Below are 15,992 nucleotides of genomic sequence, written 5' to 3' on the forward strand. Positions count from 1 at the left end.
CTCCTATCGCAGACAGGGCATCCGTCCATGTATTTGCCCACGCGCATCCTTGACGAAGGGTCACGCCTCCGCGCGTCCCGCTCCTGCGAGGATTGCAGCGACCGTGACCGGCAGCAGAGCCACGACCGTCATCCAGCCCGCGAAAGCAGGCTTCCACGTGGCGAACAGAGCGCACGGAAACAACCACGTCAGATTTATTCCTAGGACCGCGAGCGTCACGCGCCGATGGCTCTTCCAGCGCCTGGAGAGCCATTGATAGGCGTGGCTACGATGCGCCTGGTGGAAACTCTCACGCCGCCACACCCGCCGCACCAGCGTCACGGTCGCGTCGACGAAGAACACGCCTCCCAGGATTACCCACAGCAGCAGCGCCACGGGATTTTCCCGAGCGGCGATCAGGGCCAGGACGGCAATGATGTACCCCATGTAGCCGCTGCCGACGTCGCCCATGAAAATCTTCGCGGGCGGCCAGTTCCATACCAGGAACCCCAGACAGCCGGCGGCGAATACCGACGCCGCCAGGATCGCTTCCGGCGAGCCGCCGCTGAAATGATGCAAGAGCGCCCCGGCGGCAGCGACAAACGCGGCCTCGGAGCCGGCGATGCCATCGATGCCGTCCATGAAGTTGAACAGATTCAGCGTCCAGACGATGCCGAGCACACCCAGGACATAGCCGCCCCAGCCGAACGTGAAGACCTGCTCGCCGAAGCGCAACGGCGGCAATCCGCCCAGCCAGGCCAACGCCCAGATCGCGGCGATCACATGGACGGTGAACCGGATCCTGGCCGGCAGCGGCCGCCGGTCGTCGAGAAAGCCGACCGTCGCGACCGCCAGCGCGCCGACACTAAGCGCCATGAAAACGTTGAGAGATACCCGATCGAGCCACACCAGTACGCCCAGGACTGCCGTGGTGGCCAGCACAGTGGCCAACCCTCCTCCCCTGGGCGTCGGGACGGCATGTGAACTGCGCGAGTTCGGGATGTCGAGCACCTGCATCGACAATGCGATCTTGCGCACGCCCCCAGTGAGCAGCACCGCCATGACGAACGCCGTAGCCGCGGATAAAGCAGATACGAGCGTCACGTCGTTGTCCCTCGCGCAGATACCTGACCGGCGAACCAGCGCGCCATGTCGATCAGCCCGGCCTCGAGGCCCGTCTGCGGCTGCCAACCGAGCGCAGCCCGGGCAGCGCTCGCATCTACCCTCAAACTCGAGGTCAGGCGATGTAGCTCGGCCCGTCGCCCGCCGAGGGATGCAGCCAGTCGCAACAACGCGAGCGGACAATGAAACACTCGCGAAGGCACATTCATGCCCCGCGCGAGCACTCGCAGCAGCTCGGGCGTGGAAACATCCTCTCCGTCCGCGACTACGAATACCCGCCCGGCGGCAGCGCGATGAAACGCGCATAGGATCAGAAAGTCGCAGAGGTTTTCGACTCCGACGTAGCTGCGCCGGTTGCGCACGGAGCCCAATGGCAGCGGCACGCCGCGATGAACCAGCCGCAACAGTCGCAGGAAGTTGCCCTTGACTCGAGGACCATAGACCAGCGGCGGACGCACGATGACGAGCTCCATGGCATGCTTTTGCGCCAAAGCTCGTAACTCCCGCTCCGCATCCCATTTCGAGATTGCATAGGGCTCGATGGGAGCAGGCTCCTCGCTGCCGGTGAAGATACGATCGCCGCTGTTGTTACCGAGCACGCCGATCGAGCTGACAAACACGAAGCGGCGCACGCCCGCCCTGTGCGCGGCTTCAGCGATTTGGATCGTGCTCGCCAGATTCACCCGGCGATACTCAGCCAGAGGATCCGCGTGGTCCTCGTTCATCACGTGCGCGCGCGCCGCGAGGTGAATCACCGCGCCTGCTCCAGCCAAGGCCTGTTCCAATCGCGCGGCGCCGACGGCGCCCGACGCTTCGAGCAACTCCCGTCGGATTGCAGTCAGCCCGTGGCCTCGCGAGCTCAACATGGGGCACAGCACCGAACCGATGAAGCCGGTTGAGCCTGTCACCGCCACGGCGCCCGGCGACGACTCTATCGGCATGTGTCCGGCCACAACACCGCCACATAGCGGCGGATCGCCTGCTTCCAATCGTGATTGCGCTCCATGAAGCGCCGCGGACAGCCACGGATGCTCGAAAGATCGAAGTCGCAGATCTGCTCGATCAACCGGGCCAACGCCCTCGGATCGCCAGCCGGGCAAAACCAGCCCAGCTCCTTGTGATCCGACACCATTTTTTGCAGCTCGGCGCCGACATCACCGATGACCAGCAGCGGTTTGTCGGCAGCCATAGAAAAATAAGCCTTGCTCGGCACCGCCAGCCCGAACATTCCAGGCATCAAGGAAATCATGGCCACGTCGCATGCCAGCAGACCTTCGTTGTTGCGACCGAACTCCAGCGAAGGCAGGCAGCGCACGCGCCGCTCGGGATGTTGCGCGACGAACTGCTGCACCTGGCCGGCGAGCGCGCCATCGCCGATGAAAACGAATTCCGCCGCCGGGTGCTCGACCATTCGAATAGCATCGAGCAGCAATTCCAGCCCCTGGACGCGGCCGAAATTGCCGAAGTACTGAAAGATCACGGCGTCGGCGCGTGAACGGTCGACCATGGGCTTGTCGTCCGGCGACAGGGACGTGGATATCTCGCGAACGTCGGCCCAGTTCGGAATGACTTCGATCTGCGCCTTGCCCCGGGTCTTTCGCTGCAGTACTTCCAACATGTCCTGACCGATGGCGATCAGCGCATCGGCGGCCGAGTAGGTGCGGTCGAAAACCGCCTTGGCCAGCCGGTATTTCAGCGATCTCGGCGAGGTCAGCCCGGCCGCTGCCGCGTTTTCCGGAAAAACATCGTGCACCAGCAGCACCCAGCGAAATCCGAGCATCAGCCGGAACAATGCCAGGATCACCAGCAGGAACGACGGATTGGTGCCGCAATACAAAACGTCGCCCCGCCGCAGCACACGCCAGGTCTGCAGAGCCAGTCCCAGGGCGAGTTGCACCTGGCCGAACAGATATGATTTCACTCCGCCGTTGCGCGAGTGCTGCCCCAGAGCGGTCGAACGACAGGAAATATTGGGACCGAACGGCGCTGCCAGGGCGCAACTTTGTTCGGTCGACACGACCACGACCTCGGAACCGGCGCGCGCCAGTCCTTCGATGATCTTGCGCCAGTAGTAACCTGTCGAATTGCGAGTGGCGTCCACGAACTCGGAAACGATCACCACGCGCGGCCGCTTATCAGTCTGTGTTTGGATCATCGCGATCTTTCAGCGCCGCCACACGACCCGCTTCACGTAGTCCGTGTAGCTGTGAATGATGCGCACTACCTTGTCCGAAACATTCGGCATGCCGTAGTCGGCAACCGGCCGCAACAAGCGCGTCTGCCCACGCGGCTGCGAGGACAGAATATCCAGAGCCTGCAGCACGCGCTCGGACTCGAGTCCCACCATCATCACGGACGCTTCCTCCATTCCCTCGGGACGCTCATGCGCTTCGCGGATGTTCAGAGCCGGGAAGTTCAGGATCGACGATTCCTCGGTGATCGTGCCGCTGTCCGAAAGCACGGCCCTGGCCTGCTTCTGCAGACTCACATAGTCCAGGAATCCGAGCGGCTTGAGCAGCCGCACCAATGGGTCGAACTGGATGCCGAGCCGATCGATCCGCTGCTGCGTGCGAGGATGCGTAGAAACGATGACCGGCAGCCCAAACTGCTTGGCTACGGTGTCGAGCACGCGGGTCAGCTTGGCGAACGCGGCGTCCGAGTCGATATTCTCCTCGCGATGGGCGCTGACCACGAAGTAGCGCTCGGGCTGCAAGCTCAGGCGCGCCACGATATCCGAGGCGTCGATGCCCGAACGATAGTGATCCAATACCTCGTACATCGGACTGCCGGTCTTGATCACGCGATCCGGCGGCAACCCTTCGCGCAACAGATACTCGCGCGCGATGTCGCTATAGGTCAGATTGACATCGGATGTGTGGTCGACGATGCGGCGATTGATCTCCTCCGGCACCCGCATGTCGAAGCAGCGATTGCCCGCCTCCATGTGAAAGATCGGAATCTTGCGCCGCTTGGCCGCGATGACGGCGAGACAGCTGTTGGTGTCGCCGAGCACCAGCAGGGCCTCCGGCTGCGTGCTGGCCAGCAGGCGATCGGTCGCGATGATCACGTTGCCGACCGTTTCGGCGCCGGTGCCGCCCGCGGCAGCGAGATAATGATCCGGCTTCCGCAACTGCAGATCGCGGAAGAAAATCTCGTTCAACTCGTAATCGTAGTTCTGCCCCGTATGCACGAGCACGTGATCGCAATATTGATCGAGCTTCGCCAGCACGCGCGACAGCCGGATGATCTCCGGCCGCGTGCCCACCACGGTGACAACCTTCAGCTTCTTCATGCTCACAGCGGCTTTGCGATCGTATCGGGACGTTGGCGGTCGAAGATCTCATTGGCCCACAGCATCACCACCATCTCTTCGTCGCCGACGTTGGTGATGTCGTGCGTCCACCCGGGAATCGTCTCTACCACCTGCGGCTGCGCGCCGCTGGTCCGCACCTCGTGGTATTCGCCGGTGACGAGCTGGCGAAAGCGGAACAGCGCCGTGCCGCGCACAACCAGGAACTTCTCGGTCTTCGTATGATGGTAGTGACCGCCTCGCGTCACCCCCGCGTGCACCGTGAAGTACGAAAACTGCCCGCTGTCCACCGTCTTCAACATTTCGACGAACACCCCGCGAGTATCGCCATATTGGGGCAGCGAGTACACGAAGTCCTGCGGAGGCAGATAGCTGACGTACGTCGCGTACAGAGCCCGGGTCAATCCCGTGCCGACGCGCTCGCCGATCAAGGTCGTCCGACAGTTCCTGAACGCGCGAATCTGGGCAGCCAGATCGCCGAGCGTGATCGAATACGGCGCCGGCGCCGGCGCGAACAAGTCCGGCGACGCGTCCGGCTTCTGCATCAGTCCGAGCATGGCGGCGACGACATCGTCGATGTAAACCAGCCTGAGCACCACGCCCGGATCGGCGATCTGGATGGGCAGCTCGCGGGCGATGTTGTGGCAGAACGTCGCCACCACGGAGTTATAGTCCGGGCGGCACCATTTGCCGAAGACGCCGGGCAGTCTCAGCAGATGCACCGGGCAGCCAGTCTCCGCGTGCAGCCCACGCAGTTCCCGCTCCGCCTGCAGTTTGCTGCGGCCATAGGGATTATCGAGCTCCGCCTGTATCGAGGACGCGTACACGATCGGCACGCGGCGCCCGCATGACTTCACCGCATCACACAGCCGCGTGGTCAGATCGACATTGCCGCTGGTAAATTCGGCAGGGTCGCGCGGTCGATTGACGCCGGCGAGATGGAAAATGAAATCGGCCCTCGCCACCAGCGCCGTCAGCTCTTCGGCGGAGGACTGGCGGGTACAGCGCAACACCTCGACGCCTGGCAGCTCGCCCAGTCGCACGGCGAGGTTTCGTCCGATGAACCCATTCGCGCCCGTCACCAATACGTTCATGGGTCATTCCAACGGACGGGCCGGCCGCCCTTCGATCAGGTCGCGGATGAAGTCCAGTTTGAGCAGCAGCCGCTTCATGCCGTCGAGGTCGAGACGCTGAGTATTGTGCGAGTTGTAGTCGGCCGCGTCGGAAATGCGCCGCTCGCCCTGCTCGACGAACTTTTCATAGTTCAGGTCTCGCAGATCCGGCGGAATGCGATAGTAGTCGCCAAGGTCCGCCGCGGCCGCCATCTCCTCGCGGCTCAGCAGAGTCTCATACAGCTTTTCACCGTGCCGGGTGCCGATAATGTTGATCGGATGATCCGGCTTGCCGGTCAGTTCGAGCAACGCGCGAGCCAGAGTTTGAATCGTCGCGGCGGGAGCCTTCTGCACGAAAATATCGCCGTTGTTGCCTTTGTCGAACGCGTAAAGCACCAGATCGACGGCGTCGTCGAGGGTCATCATGAAGCGCGTCATGCTCGGATCGGTGATCGTCAGCGGCTTGCCCGCCAGCATCAAGTCGACGAACAGCGGGATCACCGAGCCACGCGAGGCCATCACGTTGCCGTACCTCGTGCCGCAGACGACCGCCCCGGTGCGCTCCAAGCCGCGCGACTTCGCCACCATGACCTTCTCCATCATGGCCTTCGAGATGCCCATGGCGTTGATCGGATACACCGCCTTGTCGGTGCTCAAACAGACGATTCTCGACACGCCGGAGTTCACTGCCGCTTCGATGACGTTCTCGGTGCCCAGGACGTTGGTCTTGACTGCTTCGAGCGGATGAAACTCGCACGACGGCACCTGCTTCAATGCGGCCGCGTGAAAGATGTAATCCACGCCGCGCACGGCGTTCACGACGCTCTGATAGTCCCGCACGTCGCCGACATAGAACTTGAGCTTGTCGCTGGCGTAGTGCTTGCGCAGGTCGTCCTGCTTTTTCTCGTCGCGGCTGAAGATGCGGATCTCCGCCACGTCCGAACGCAGCAGACGGCGCAGCACCGCGTTACCGAACGAGCCCGTACCACCCGTGATTAACAGCCGACGCGATTGAAACATAGAGAGGCGCAAATGGAGCTCATGGACCAATATTGAATGACAACGTTACACGGCGCCAGAAGATGAGCCAGGCGTCACATTTTAGCAACAATTGGACGACGACAGGGAGACCGCGGTCCGCATGTCAGGACGCTTCTCCAGGCACGTCGGGAAAGTATTGCCAGACCACGGTGCCGGCCGTACTGCCATGACCACCCAGCACGACAATGGAGCCATTGAAGTAGGCGAGCGAACTGGCGTGACGCACGGGCAACGGCGAACCGCCGCGAATCTCCGCATAATGAACGCAATCGGACGCGAAGAAGACCTCGCTGCTGGTGTTGGGCTGCGTAGTCACTGAGCCATTGGCGAGATAGCAGCCATGCTCCGTGGCCAGGAGCGCGAAATGAGTCCGCGGCGGAATGCCCAGATTTTCTGCTTCCAAACGCCAGTTCACACCGTCGGCCGACGACCACACGTCGCTGAATTCGGCAACGGTTTCAGCCAATGGCCACGTTGTGGGCAAGACCGCCTTCAACCCGCCACCGACGACGTAGATGCGTCCCTTGAAGAAAGCGGCGCCGTGCACGAGGCCGCGGGCGCCCCACGGTGCAGTCGGAAGCACCCTCGTCCATCTGCCACCCACTGCATCGGCCCTATTGCCCGGCGCCGCCAGCCACACATCGTTGTAGCCGATGGCGCCACAGAGCGGACCGGTCGCGCACGTCGGATCCGAAATCCAGGACTGGCCGCCATAGACAAAAATTCGTTCGCCGTCCGAGGCCGCGTTCGGAGTGTATCGGGGACCGAATGGCGCATGCGCCGTGTGCAATCGCCAACTCACCCCGTCTCGCGACGACCATACGTCTGAGAACAGATCGCCTGCGATCACGTACAGCCTGTCTCCGTGAACGAGCCATCCCGCGCCATGTCGACCGGGCCACGGGGCCGCGGCGGTCAACTGGCGCCAGTGCTGCGCGTCCGATGTGAACCAGACCTCACTGTTGAGGGTAGGGTCGCGCTCGCTGTTCCACCCTCCGAGCAGATACAACCCGCCATCCTTGGCTAGCAGTCCTGCGCCGTCGCGCCAGCGCCAGGCGCCTTCGTTAAGAAATCCTCTCCAACTGTTGGCCCGGTGGACCGAGATCGTGCGCGTAGACTCGGCGTCCAGACTGACAGTCCGCTCATCCCCGAAACCCGCGAAATCGATCTGGTGCTCTACCGTGGACGTCTGGTCGCCCCACGTGAGCACCACCTTCTTCTCGCCTTCGCCGCATTCTCGCGAAGTTATGAGATATAAAATCAGGCCAGTGTCGTGGATCCGTGCGGCGCCACAGCCTTCGACGCGCGCTGATTGCACCATTGGCAAAACGACGGAGGAGGCAACTTGGCCCTCATCGTCACCATCGTTCGGCGCGACCAGTTGCTTCCCGTCGTTGTCAGAGCCGCAGCCTGCCAACGCAAATAGCGCGAGGACGCACGTCAGCGCCGGTATCGAGGCACGTCGTTTTGTTCCCAGCGGGCGCACGTCAGCAACTGCCCACTATCTGCGAATAAACGTCCAACAGTTTCGAAGCATTGCGTCTCACGTCGAAGTTGCGCTCCGCCATCTCCCGTGCCGCCTGCCCCATGCGGCGCGTCAGGTCGCGATCGCTCGCCAGACGCTCGATCGCCAGCGCCAACTGTTCCGCTGAACGCGGCGCTATCGCGATGCCTGTGACACCGTCCACGAGTGTATCGGGCTTGGGATCCCGCACAGCGACGATACTCGGCACGCCGAAGAAGGCCGCCTCGAAAATGGGTCGCCCCGGAGCGTCGAAGTAAGAGGGAAAGCACAGCACATCCATGCGCTGATAGGCGCGGGCAATATCTGCGGTGAATCCCACGATGTGCACCTGGCTGCGAAGCTGGTGACGGTCCAGCGCCTCTTCAACGCGTGCACGCGAGCTCTGCTGCAGTCCGAGCATTCTCAAGATCATGGCGCGCAGGCCGCGCGATGGCGCCGCGTCGTCGCCAATGATGATGAACTCCACGTCGTAGCCCCGCTTACGCGTAATTGCAGCGGCTTCGATCAGCTCATGAATGCCCTTGACCTCGAGCAGATTGCCGACGAAGCCCACTTTGAACGACTCTGGGCGCAGCACTGCCAGGCGTTGTGCCACGACCGCGTCGGGCTCGGGCAAAAAGGCCGGTGAGAATGCATTGTGAATGACCTGTACAGGCAGGTCCGCGGGCAGACTCGCGCGCACGTTCTCGTCGATTGCGACGACCGCGTCGGCTTCATTGCGCAGCATCGAGTCGACCCAGCGAGTGCGCCATGAGGACGGATCGACGCGGGCGAGCGATCGAACGTGAACCACGACGCCTCGCGGCTTCAGCCAGCGGCGCGCCAGCCACAACACGGCGAGGCCGGTGAATTCGTTCAGATGAACGATATCGACGTCCTGGCACTCCCTGCGGGCGCGCCACAATCCGGCGACCGTGGCAGGCAGATAGGAGATCTCGCGCAGGACGACCAGCCAGCGGAAACCCCGATAATAGCTGTAGCGCGTGTTATCCATCTTAGTCAGCCCGCGCACCTCCAGCACGCGGCCGAGGCGCGAGAAAAACTCGCGCACGCTGCCACGCTGAGTGAGAAACGTCGCTTCGACCCGGTTCGGAGGAAACGCACGCACGGCTTCGTAGAGGCTGCGGGATGCGCCGCCGAACGCGCCGATCACGTGTATGTAGACGACTTTGAGCGGCCTCATCCGATGTACTGGCGGGTCTTATTCACGATCCCTTTCGCCCATTCGAAGAACTTGTGGCTGGTGCGATAGTCGAGGAATGTTTTATTGGGCGCGCGCATGACGGATTCGAACTGTTCGTTGGTCAGCCCGAGCTTCTTGATAGTGTACACGCGGTCCTGCTCGAGCAGATGCGCAGGATAGACCGGCTCACGCAAACCTGCGAGCGCCTGCTCGCGGGTCATCTGACCCGAACAGATCAATGTCGAGTAGTGGGCTTTGCGCTTGTCGATGTCGAATTTTCGCGGCAGCAGATAGGCCTGATAGAAACGAGTGTAGATCGATTCGTAGTGCTTGCCGCCGTAATAGATCCAACCGAGCTTGTTCTGCAGCACGTCCATGGCCTGCTGCTTGTCGTAGTCGATGTAGTTGAGGATCGAAACGAGCCGGATGCGCCGTAGAAACATGTGCTGGAACAGCCGCAGCAGAGAAAAATGCGGGTACGTCGAGAGCTTCGCTGTGCCGAAGCGCCGGTGCACGTCCTTGACGTAGCGCCAGTCGAAATAGCCGTAGCCCCACTTCTCCGGCAGCAAGGCTTCGGTGGTTACGTTGGTGCCCGTGATGACATAGCGAATACCATGGCGCGCGGCCATCTCGTACAGCAGCGCAAAGATCGCGTGATCGGTAGGCACTTCACCATCGGGCGTCGACGCCTTCAAAAAAGAAATCTGCAGGTCGCGAAACTCCTCCCAGTCGATCACGTGCGTGTACAGATCGATGCCGAGCGTCTTGAGCGTTTTCTCGATGTTGGCGACCGCGAGCTCCGAGTTCCAACCGTTGTCCAGATGGACCGCCAGCGGCCGCAGGCCCAGGTTCTTTACCAGCCACGCAACGTAGGTGCTGTCGACACCGCCGCTGACGCCGATGATGCAATCGTATTGTTTACCTTTGCCCGCGGCACGGATCTGCTCGACCAGCGCGTCGAGCTGCAGCTTGCGTTGCTCGGACGGAATGAGCCGCTGGCGGGCGACCCGCTCATAGCGATGGCAATGACTGCAGACACCGTCGGCATCGAAGCTGATGTCCGGATCGGTCGTGTCCATGACGCAGCGGACGCACATTCGCGCCGGCGCGACCGGGGCCATGAAGACCTGAGATGGGGCGGAGCTTGATGTCATCGATTAACTCGCGGGTGGAACAGTGTGCGCCACATGGGTGTTCGTGGGCCCGGCATCGGCGGCTGGAGAAAGCGCGGCCTCGCGTGGCGCCTTGGCGTGCAGGAGCGCGACCAGCATCGAGAGCAGCACTTTGGCCGCGAACGCGCCGACGATGACGGAGATATGAAACAACGTGACGATCTCTCCGCCGTTGAGCCACCCGAACAGAAAAAATACCGAATAGTTTGCCCAAAGCGCCGCGCTGAGCAGGCGGCCGTTCGAGAGCGCCTTGTCGATCTTCGCGTAGACCCAGCCGGTGATGATGCCGGCGAGCAATCCGAATACCGGTATGCCGAACGCGCCCATGGCGATCACGCCTTCGGAGAAGGGTGTGCCGGTGACGCTGTGGCCCTCTTCGATGCCCTCGAGAGGGTAGCCGATCGTGTAGGTGAGCAGACTGCCATAGTGAGCCGAGACCCACTCCTGCATATCGTCCCGGGTGATTCCGCTCAGCATCGAGAACAGCCGGTCGCCGATGGCGACCATCGGCGTGATCCAGTAGTTCGCGAACTCCTCGCCGCTCCTCCACATGTCCCAGATGAACCAGGAGACATCGCCTTGAAAGATGGTGAGACGCGCCAGGATGAACTGAAACGCGCTCTCGTAGATCATGCCTTCCAGCTTGTCGAACATCTGAAAGGCTACAAAGATGCTGGCGAATGCCGCTGCCGCAGGCAGCAGCAGCGCGCGGGCGGGCCTGAACCAGAGCATCACCATGACACCTGGCAGCAGGATGTACAACGCGGTGGTCTTGAAGCCCCAGGAAGCACCGATGATGGCTGTGATCAGCCCGAGGACGACCAACGGAATCCGCGCGCCCCTCGGCTTGCCCCCCGCGCTGTACATGGCGCAGGCCAGCGCGAAAATCGTGGGCGCCAGCCACTTGAGAATCAGGTACGCCACCGCGCCGAAGCCGCCCAGGGAAGTGCGGAACTCGCCCTTGCCCACCTCGCCGGAAAGCACCGACAGTCCGCCGAACACCACCACCGTCAGGACGCAGAACGCGCCATTGACGATGAGCGCGACGGTGCTGAACTTCATCACCTCGATGCGCGGGATCGCGACCGACGCCGCTTCTCGCCGCGTCGAATCGCGAAAAAACGTTCCTCGGGTGCTGATCCACACGCCCAACAGCGCAAACACGATGTAAGCCGCGAACGCATATGTCGCGCCATTGGGCTCGCCCCACCGGTTGACGCTCGGCGCGTAAGCGCCCTGCTCGACCTGAATGATGCCGAGCAGCGGCGTCAACAGCGCGAAATAGAGCATCAATCGTAGTGGCACTGGTTCGTCCCTACGCGAAGTTGGCGGCAAGCTCCGCCGGACTGGGATAAGTGATCAGTACCGCGCGGTGCGGACCATAAAATACAAACATCGCTCCAGCAGCGACGGCGCTCGCGCCTCCCTCCGTGACGGCAGCACGAAAATCCGCGAGGGAGCCGGCTCCGCCACTGGCGATCACGGGCACGGATACCGCTCGGCTCACCCGCGACAGCAGGTCGAGATCATAGCCCTTCATCGTGCCGTCCCGATCGACCGCGGTGAGCAGGATCTCACCGACGCCGAGATCCTCCATCTGTTTGGCATAGGTCACCGGGTCGACGCCGGTGCCGACGTTCGCCGAGTCGACCACGACTTCATATCGACCCAGGAGCTTGCGCCGGACATCGATGGATGCAACCACCGCCTGCGCGCCGAATTCCTTCGACGCCTGCCGCAGCACCTCGGGGCTGCGCCATGCGCCGGCGTTGAAAATGACCTTCTCGACGCCGAGTTTCAGCAGTCGTCTCGCCTCATCCACGGTGCGCAAACCGCCGCCGTAGGCAAGCGGCATGAAGCACTCGCTCGCAAACTCTTCGATCCGCTCGAAGTTCGGGGCGCGGCCTTCCCGCGTCGCCGTGATATCGAGGACCACCAGCTCGTCCACTTCCTTGTCGTTGAAGATCCTGATCGCGTTGATGGGATCGCCGACGTACTTCGGCTCTTTGAAGCGGGTCGTCTTGACCAACCCCTGGCCTCGCAGCAGCAGGCACGGAATGACTCGCGTTCTGAGCATCAGACGCACCCGTTGGCGAAGTTGGTCAGCAGCTGCATGCCGAATTTGTGACTTTTTTCGGGGTGGAACTGCACGCCCCAGACATTGTCACGATGCAACCCGCTGTCGAACTGCCGGCCGTAGCTCGTGGTCAGCAGCACGTCGTTGCGGTCCGCGCAGGCCACGTAATAGGAATGTACGAAATAGAACCGCGACTGCTCCGGCAGATTCTCCAGCAACGCATCCGGCCGCGCCGGCGCAACCAGATTCCAGCCCATGTGCGGCACTTTCAGCCCGGCGTCGCCCGGCTCGAAGCGCAACACCTGCGCATCGATCCAGCCGAGGCCGGCGCGATCGCCTTCGGCACTGTGCCGCGTCATCAGCTGCATGCCCAGGCAGATGCCCAAGGTCGGCACCCTGGCGCCGAGCACTCTCTCATCCAGCACTGAGCGCAGACCGTTGCGCTCGAGACTCTGCATTCCTGCATCGAAGGCGCCGACGCCGGGCAGAATCAATTTTTGTGCGGCCATGACGGCGCGAGGATCGGAGCTGATCTCGCTGGCCGCGCCAATCTTGGTCAGCATGTTGCGAATGGAGCCAAGATTCCCCATCCCGTAGTCGACTATCGTGATCATGTTCGCTCGCGCGTCCTACGATCCGTGGCCTGTTCGATCAACTCAACGAGCGCAGATCGCTGCGCGCTCTCCGCAAGATCGCCGCCACGCCCCAGGGCGAGTACGCGCTCGAGCGTGGCCGCGAGCTGGATTTCATCGCCCGTCTCCAGGTGCGCCCAGCCTTGCTCGATCGACGGCTCGAACAGCTCCGCGCCCCACTGCGTCGTCAGTACCGAGCGCACGCCGAACTGCGCGGCCTCGATCACCGTGCTCGAACTGTGCGTGAGATGGAGGTCGATCGAAGGCAACAACGCTTGCAACGGCAGATCCGTCGGCTCATCGAGCAGGAAGCGCTCCGGGTTGCCCAGGCGGCTTCGCACCGCCTCTCGCTCCGCCAGCATCACGGGATGCAAGCGCACCCAGAACGCGAAGCGGTCGGCGGCGTGCTCGATCAGCCGCGCCAAGGGATCGATCTGATCCGCCGGCGCAAAACCGAACTGCAACGTGACCAACACGACGGGGCGGTGTCCGGATCGCGCCTTCAGTTCACGGCCGGCCGTGAGCGCTGCCGCGCTACCCGGCCATGCAGTCGAGTCGCGCCACACGTTCATCCAAGGATTGCCTCCGACCACTGCAGAGTGCGTCGTGTCGACGCTCCACTGTGAAATCACCTCGCGCTCCCAATCGGACCAAACCCAGAAGTAATCCGGCAGCAGCGGATGAGTGCGGTCCTTCGGCCGCGGCCAGGCCGCGTATGCGGGATGCATCGAGCCTTGCACGCCATGCTGAAGATCCACGACGGGAACTCCCGACTCACGACAGGCCAGCACAAAGGCGAATCCTTCCAGACTGTAGTAACTGACCAGCATAGCCAGCTTCGGACGCGTACGTTCGAGTTTGGCGCGGTAGAAATCAGCAACGGCCCGCAGCCGTGCGGCATCCGAAAGAATCTTTGCGAGTGCGAGCGAGCTGGCGCCGAATCCTGCTCTCGACAGGACTTCACAGGCCTCCTCGCGCATCGGGAGCACCGCGGGCAGCGGCGCACGCCGCAACATCGCTCGCACTGTCGCTCGGTCGACGCCTGCTTGCACGGAACGCGACGGCGTATGAAGCGGACGGCGATAAGTGTGCAACGGTGTCCAAAGTGCGCTGCTCAACCCATTTGCGCTTGCGTCCGCGATCAGAGGATCGCAAAAGCGTTCGACCCAATGGGGGCCTATGCGCGCGAATGACAGTCCATCCGACAGAAAAACGAGATCGCGCCGCACCGGTCCGCGGTCCCGATCGCGGGCATGCAAGATTGAATCGGTGAATCCGCGCATCGCGCCGGAGGCCATTGCGCGCAAGCGAGACACCGCACTGACGCTCGGCGTCGGCCCGACTTCCGCTCGCTGCTTCGCCGCCGTAAATTCGGCGAACATCCAGCGCACACGGACCAACGGCCAGACGGCGATACCGCCCACCCGCCAGTCGAGCACCGGCAATTGCGCCTCGACCGTGGCCAGAGCGTTCATGAACTCCGACGACAGCGGCAGGCCGCCACGCATATCTCGTTGTGCTTCAGCGACTCGCATGACCTGCCAGAGCCTGCTGCCACCAAGCTACGAGTGCCAGCCGCGGACTGTGCCACGGCAACTTGAAAGTCCTCTGCGCCACGATCCATGCGACTAGTGCCAGGAGAGCTTGCGACAATGCGTAACCCATGGCGCCACCGGCAGGGCCGAAGCTCGACACGAGCCCGATGGTGCACAACAGTCCGAGCGACGCCGTCGGGAAACTGACGCCGCTGAGCACACCAGTGCGATTGCCGAAGAAGTACAAGCCAGCCACTGAGGCATACACGCCCGAGAAGGCGCCGCCGAGAATGAACCAGGGCAGGATGCTCAGTGCCGAATGGTATGCCGGACCGAGTACCAGCGTTCCGACCGCGACCAGCGCCGCTCCGACTGCAATCGCCACCGCCAGGAATCCTGGAACCGCTGCGTACATTGCACCGACGACGCGCAGCTCTTCGTCCGGCTGCTGGCTGCTCAGTCGAGCGAACAGCCACGGGTTGAACGCTTTCACAAACCCGTCCGCGAAAATGGCCATGACCGTGCCGAGCTGAGCCGCCGCGCCATAGATGCCAAGCATCTCCGGCCCCAGCAGCGCGGAAACGACGAATCGATCCGCGGTCGCGAGCATCACGCCCGCCAGCACATGAGGAATGAGCGGCACGCCATACATGATCAGCCCTTGCACGTGTTGCTTGCGCAATTCATAGACGGCCTCCCCGGCTGCGCGCAGCATGATCACCGCGAGTGCCCCTACCGCGACCGCAGCGACCGTGGCGCCCGCGATGCGGCCCATTCCGCCCCAGCCGAGCACCAGCACACCGATCAATGAAAGAGCCACGTTCAATGCACTCGAGGCGAACTGGAGCGCGGCGTTGGCCGCGGGTCGATGCTGGCTCTGCCACAGAACGAGCCGACACTGCAGCAACACGTTCGATCCAGCCGAGATCGCCGCGAGTCCGGCAACCCATGGATCGAAACCGAATTGATGAGGAAACAGCAGCGCCGCCAGAGCAGTCAGGACAAAGGCGACGAGCAGCGTGCTGAGCAAAGCCACCACGATGGCGGCTCCGACCAGTCGCGGCATGTCTTGCGGATGTTCCTTGAACCAGCTCACGCCCAGCGCGCCCTGCACGCCCAAACCCGCGAACGCCGTGCAGGCGGACACGAGCAAAAAGTAATTCACGACCGCGCCATACTCGGCCGGCGGCAAGACACGCGTCAGCAGCGGAAGCAACAAGAACGGCACGCCGGCCGACAACAGGTTGCCGACGGTATATATCGCTCCCGCGCGTGCCGCACTGGTGGTCAAGTTGGCGGCGGCC

At 62.8% G+C, this 15,992-nt stretch carries 14 protein-coding genes; all 14 read right to left on the reverse strand.

The genetic code is table 11. From position 1 onward, the window contains the following. Positions 1-60: 60 nt before the first annotated feature. Positions 61-1,083: an MraY family glycosyltransferase gene (locus GYH35_RS02675; RefSeq protein ID WP_161813713.1), complete on the reverse strand. Its 1,023-nt coding sequence runs from the start codon at positions 1,081-1,083 to the stop codon at positions 61-63. After that, positions 1,080-2,042 (reverse strand): NAD-dependent epimerase/dehydratase family protein, encoded by a 963-nt coding sequence (locus tag GYH35_RS02680; protein WP_161813712.1) that lies wholly within the window; start codon positions 2,040-2,042, stop codon positions 1,080-1,082. Before GYH35_RS02680 ends, GYH35_RS02675 begins: the two co-directional genes overlap by 4 nt. Next, positions 2,033-3,256 carry a glycosyltransferase family 4 protein gene (locus GYH35_RS02685; RefSeq protein WP_161813711.1) on the reverse strand — a complete coding sequence of 408 codons (1,224 nt, stop codon included), beginning with the start codon at positions 3,254-3,256 and terminating at the stop codon, positions 2,033-2,035. Before GYH35_RS02685 ends, GYH35_RS02680 begins: the two co-directional genes overlap by 10 nt. A 9-nt stretch (positions 3,257-3,265) precedes the next feature. Further along, entirely contained in the window at positions 3,266-4,393 is a 1,128-nt protein-coding gene (gene wecB / locus GYH35_RS02690) for a non-hydrolyzing UDP-N-acetylglucosamine 2-epimerase (RefSeq protein WP_161813710.1), read from the reverse strand. Positions 4,394-4,395: 2 nt separating this feature from the next. Continuing rightward, entirely contained in the window at positions 4,396-5,505 is a 1,110-nt protein-coding gene (gene wbjC / locus GYH35_RS02695) for a UDP-2-acetamido-2,6-beta-L-arabino-hexul-4-ose reductase (RefSeq protein WP_161827589.1), read from the reverse strand. A gap of 3 nt (positions 5,506-5,508) precedes the next feature. Beyond that, the gene (locus GYH35_RS02700; protein WP_161813708.1) at positions 5,509-6,543 is read right to left on the reverse strand and encodes a polysaccharide biosynthesis protein; all 1,035 of its coding nucleotides are present in this window, start codon (positions 6,541-6,543) and stop codon (positions 5,509-5,511) included. A gap of 124 nt (positions 6,544-6,667) precedes the next feature. Then, positions 6,668-7,885: a Kelch repeat-containing protein gene (locus GYH35_RS02705; protein WP_161813707.1), complete on the reverse strand. Its 1,218-nt coding sequence runs from the start codon at positions 7,883-7,885 to the stop codon at positions 6,668-6,670. Between the two features lie 166 nt (positions 7,886-8,051). Beyond that, positions 8,052-9,272 carry a glycosyltransferase family 4 protein gene (locus tag GYH35_RS02710; protein WP_161813706.1) on the reverse strand — a complete coding sequence of 407 codons (1,221 nt, stop codon included), beginning with the start codon at positions 9,270-9,272 and terminating at the stop codon, positions 8,052-8,054. Further along, a complete protein-coding gene (locus GYH35_RS02715; RefSeq protein WP_202624041.1) occupies positions 9,269-10,426 on the reverse strand; it encodes an N-acetyl sugar amidotransferase in 1,158 nt (385 codons plus the stop codon). Before GYH35_RS02715 ends, GYH35_RS02710 begins: the two co-directional genes overlap by 4 nt. Positions 10,427-10,429: 3 nt before the next feature. Further along, positions 10,430-11,749, reverse strand: coding sequence for an oligosaccharide repeat unit polymerase (locus GYH35_RS02720; RefSeq protein ID WP_161813705.1), 1,320 nt, complete (start codon positions 11,747-11,749; stop codon positions 10,430-10,432). Positions 11,750-11,759: 10 nt separating this feature from the next. Beyond that, complete coding sequence (locus GYH35_RS02725) at positions 11,760-12,521, reverse strand: AglZ/HisF2 family acetamidino modification protein (RefSeq protein ID WP_161813704.1); 762 nt, start codon at positions 12,519-12,521, stop codon at positions 11,760-11,762. Then, a complete protein-coding gene (gene hisH / locus GYH35_RS02730; RefSeq protein ID WP_161813703.1) occupies positions 12,521-13,135 on the reverse strand; it encodes an imidazole glycerol phosphate synthase subunit HisH in 615 nt (204 codons plus the stop codon). Before hisH ends, GYH35_RS02725 begins: the two co-directional genes overlap by 1 nt. Next, positions 13,132-14,688 carry a hypothetical protein gene (locus GYH35_RS02735; protein WP_161813702.1) on the reverse strand — a complete coding sequence of 519 codons (1,557 nt, stop codon included), beginning with the start codon at positions 14,686-14,688 and terminating at the stop codon, positions 13,132-13,134. The genes hisH and GYH35_RS02735 overlap by 4 nt, the downstream gene beginning before the upstream one ends. Beyond that, complete coding sequence (locus tag GYH35_RS02740; protein WP_161813701.1) at positions 14,675-15,979, reverse strand: lipopolysaccharide biosynthesis protein; 1,305 nt, start codon at positions 15,977-15,979, stop codon at positions 14,675-14,677. The genes GYH35_RS02735 and GYH35_RS02740 overlap by 14 nt, the downstream gene beginning before the upstream one ends. Positions 15,980-15,992: the final 13 nt, after the last annotated feature.

It is taken from the genome of Steroidobacter agaridevorans (assembly GCF_009932555.1).
GTDB lineage: Bacteria > Pseudomonadota > Gammaproteobacteria > Steroidobacterales > Steroidobacteraceae > Steroidobacter > Steroidobacter agaridevorans.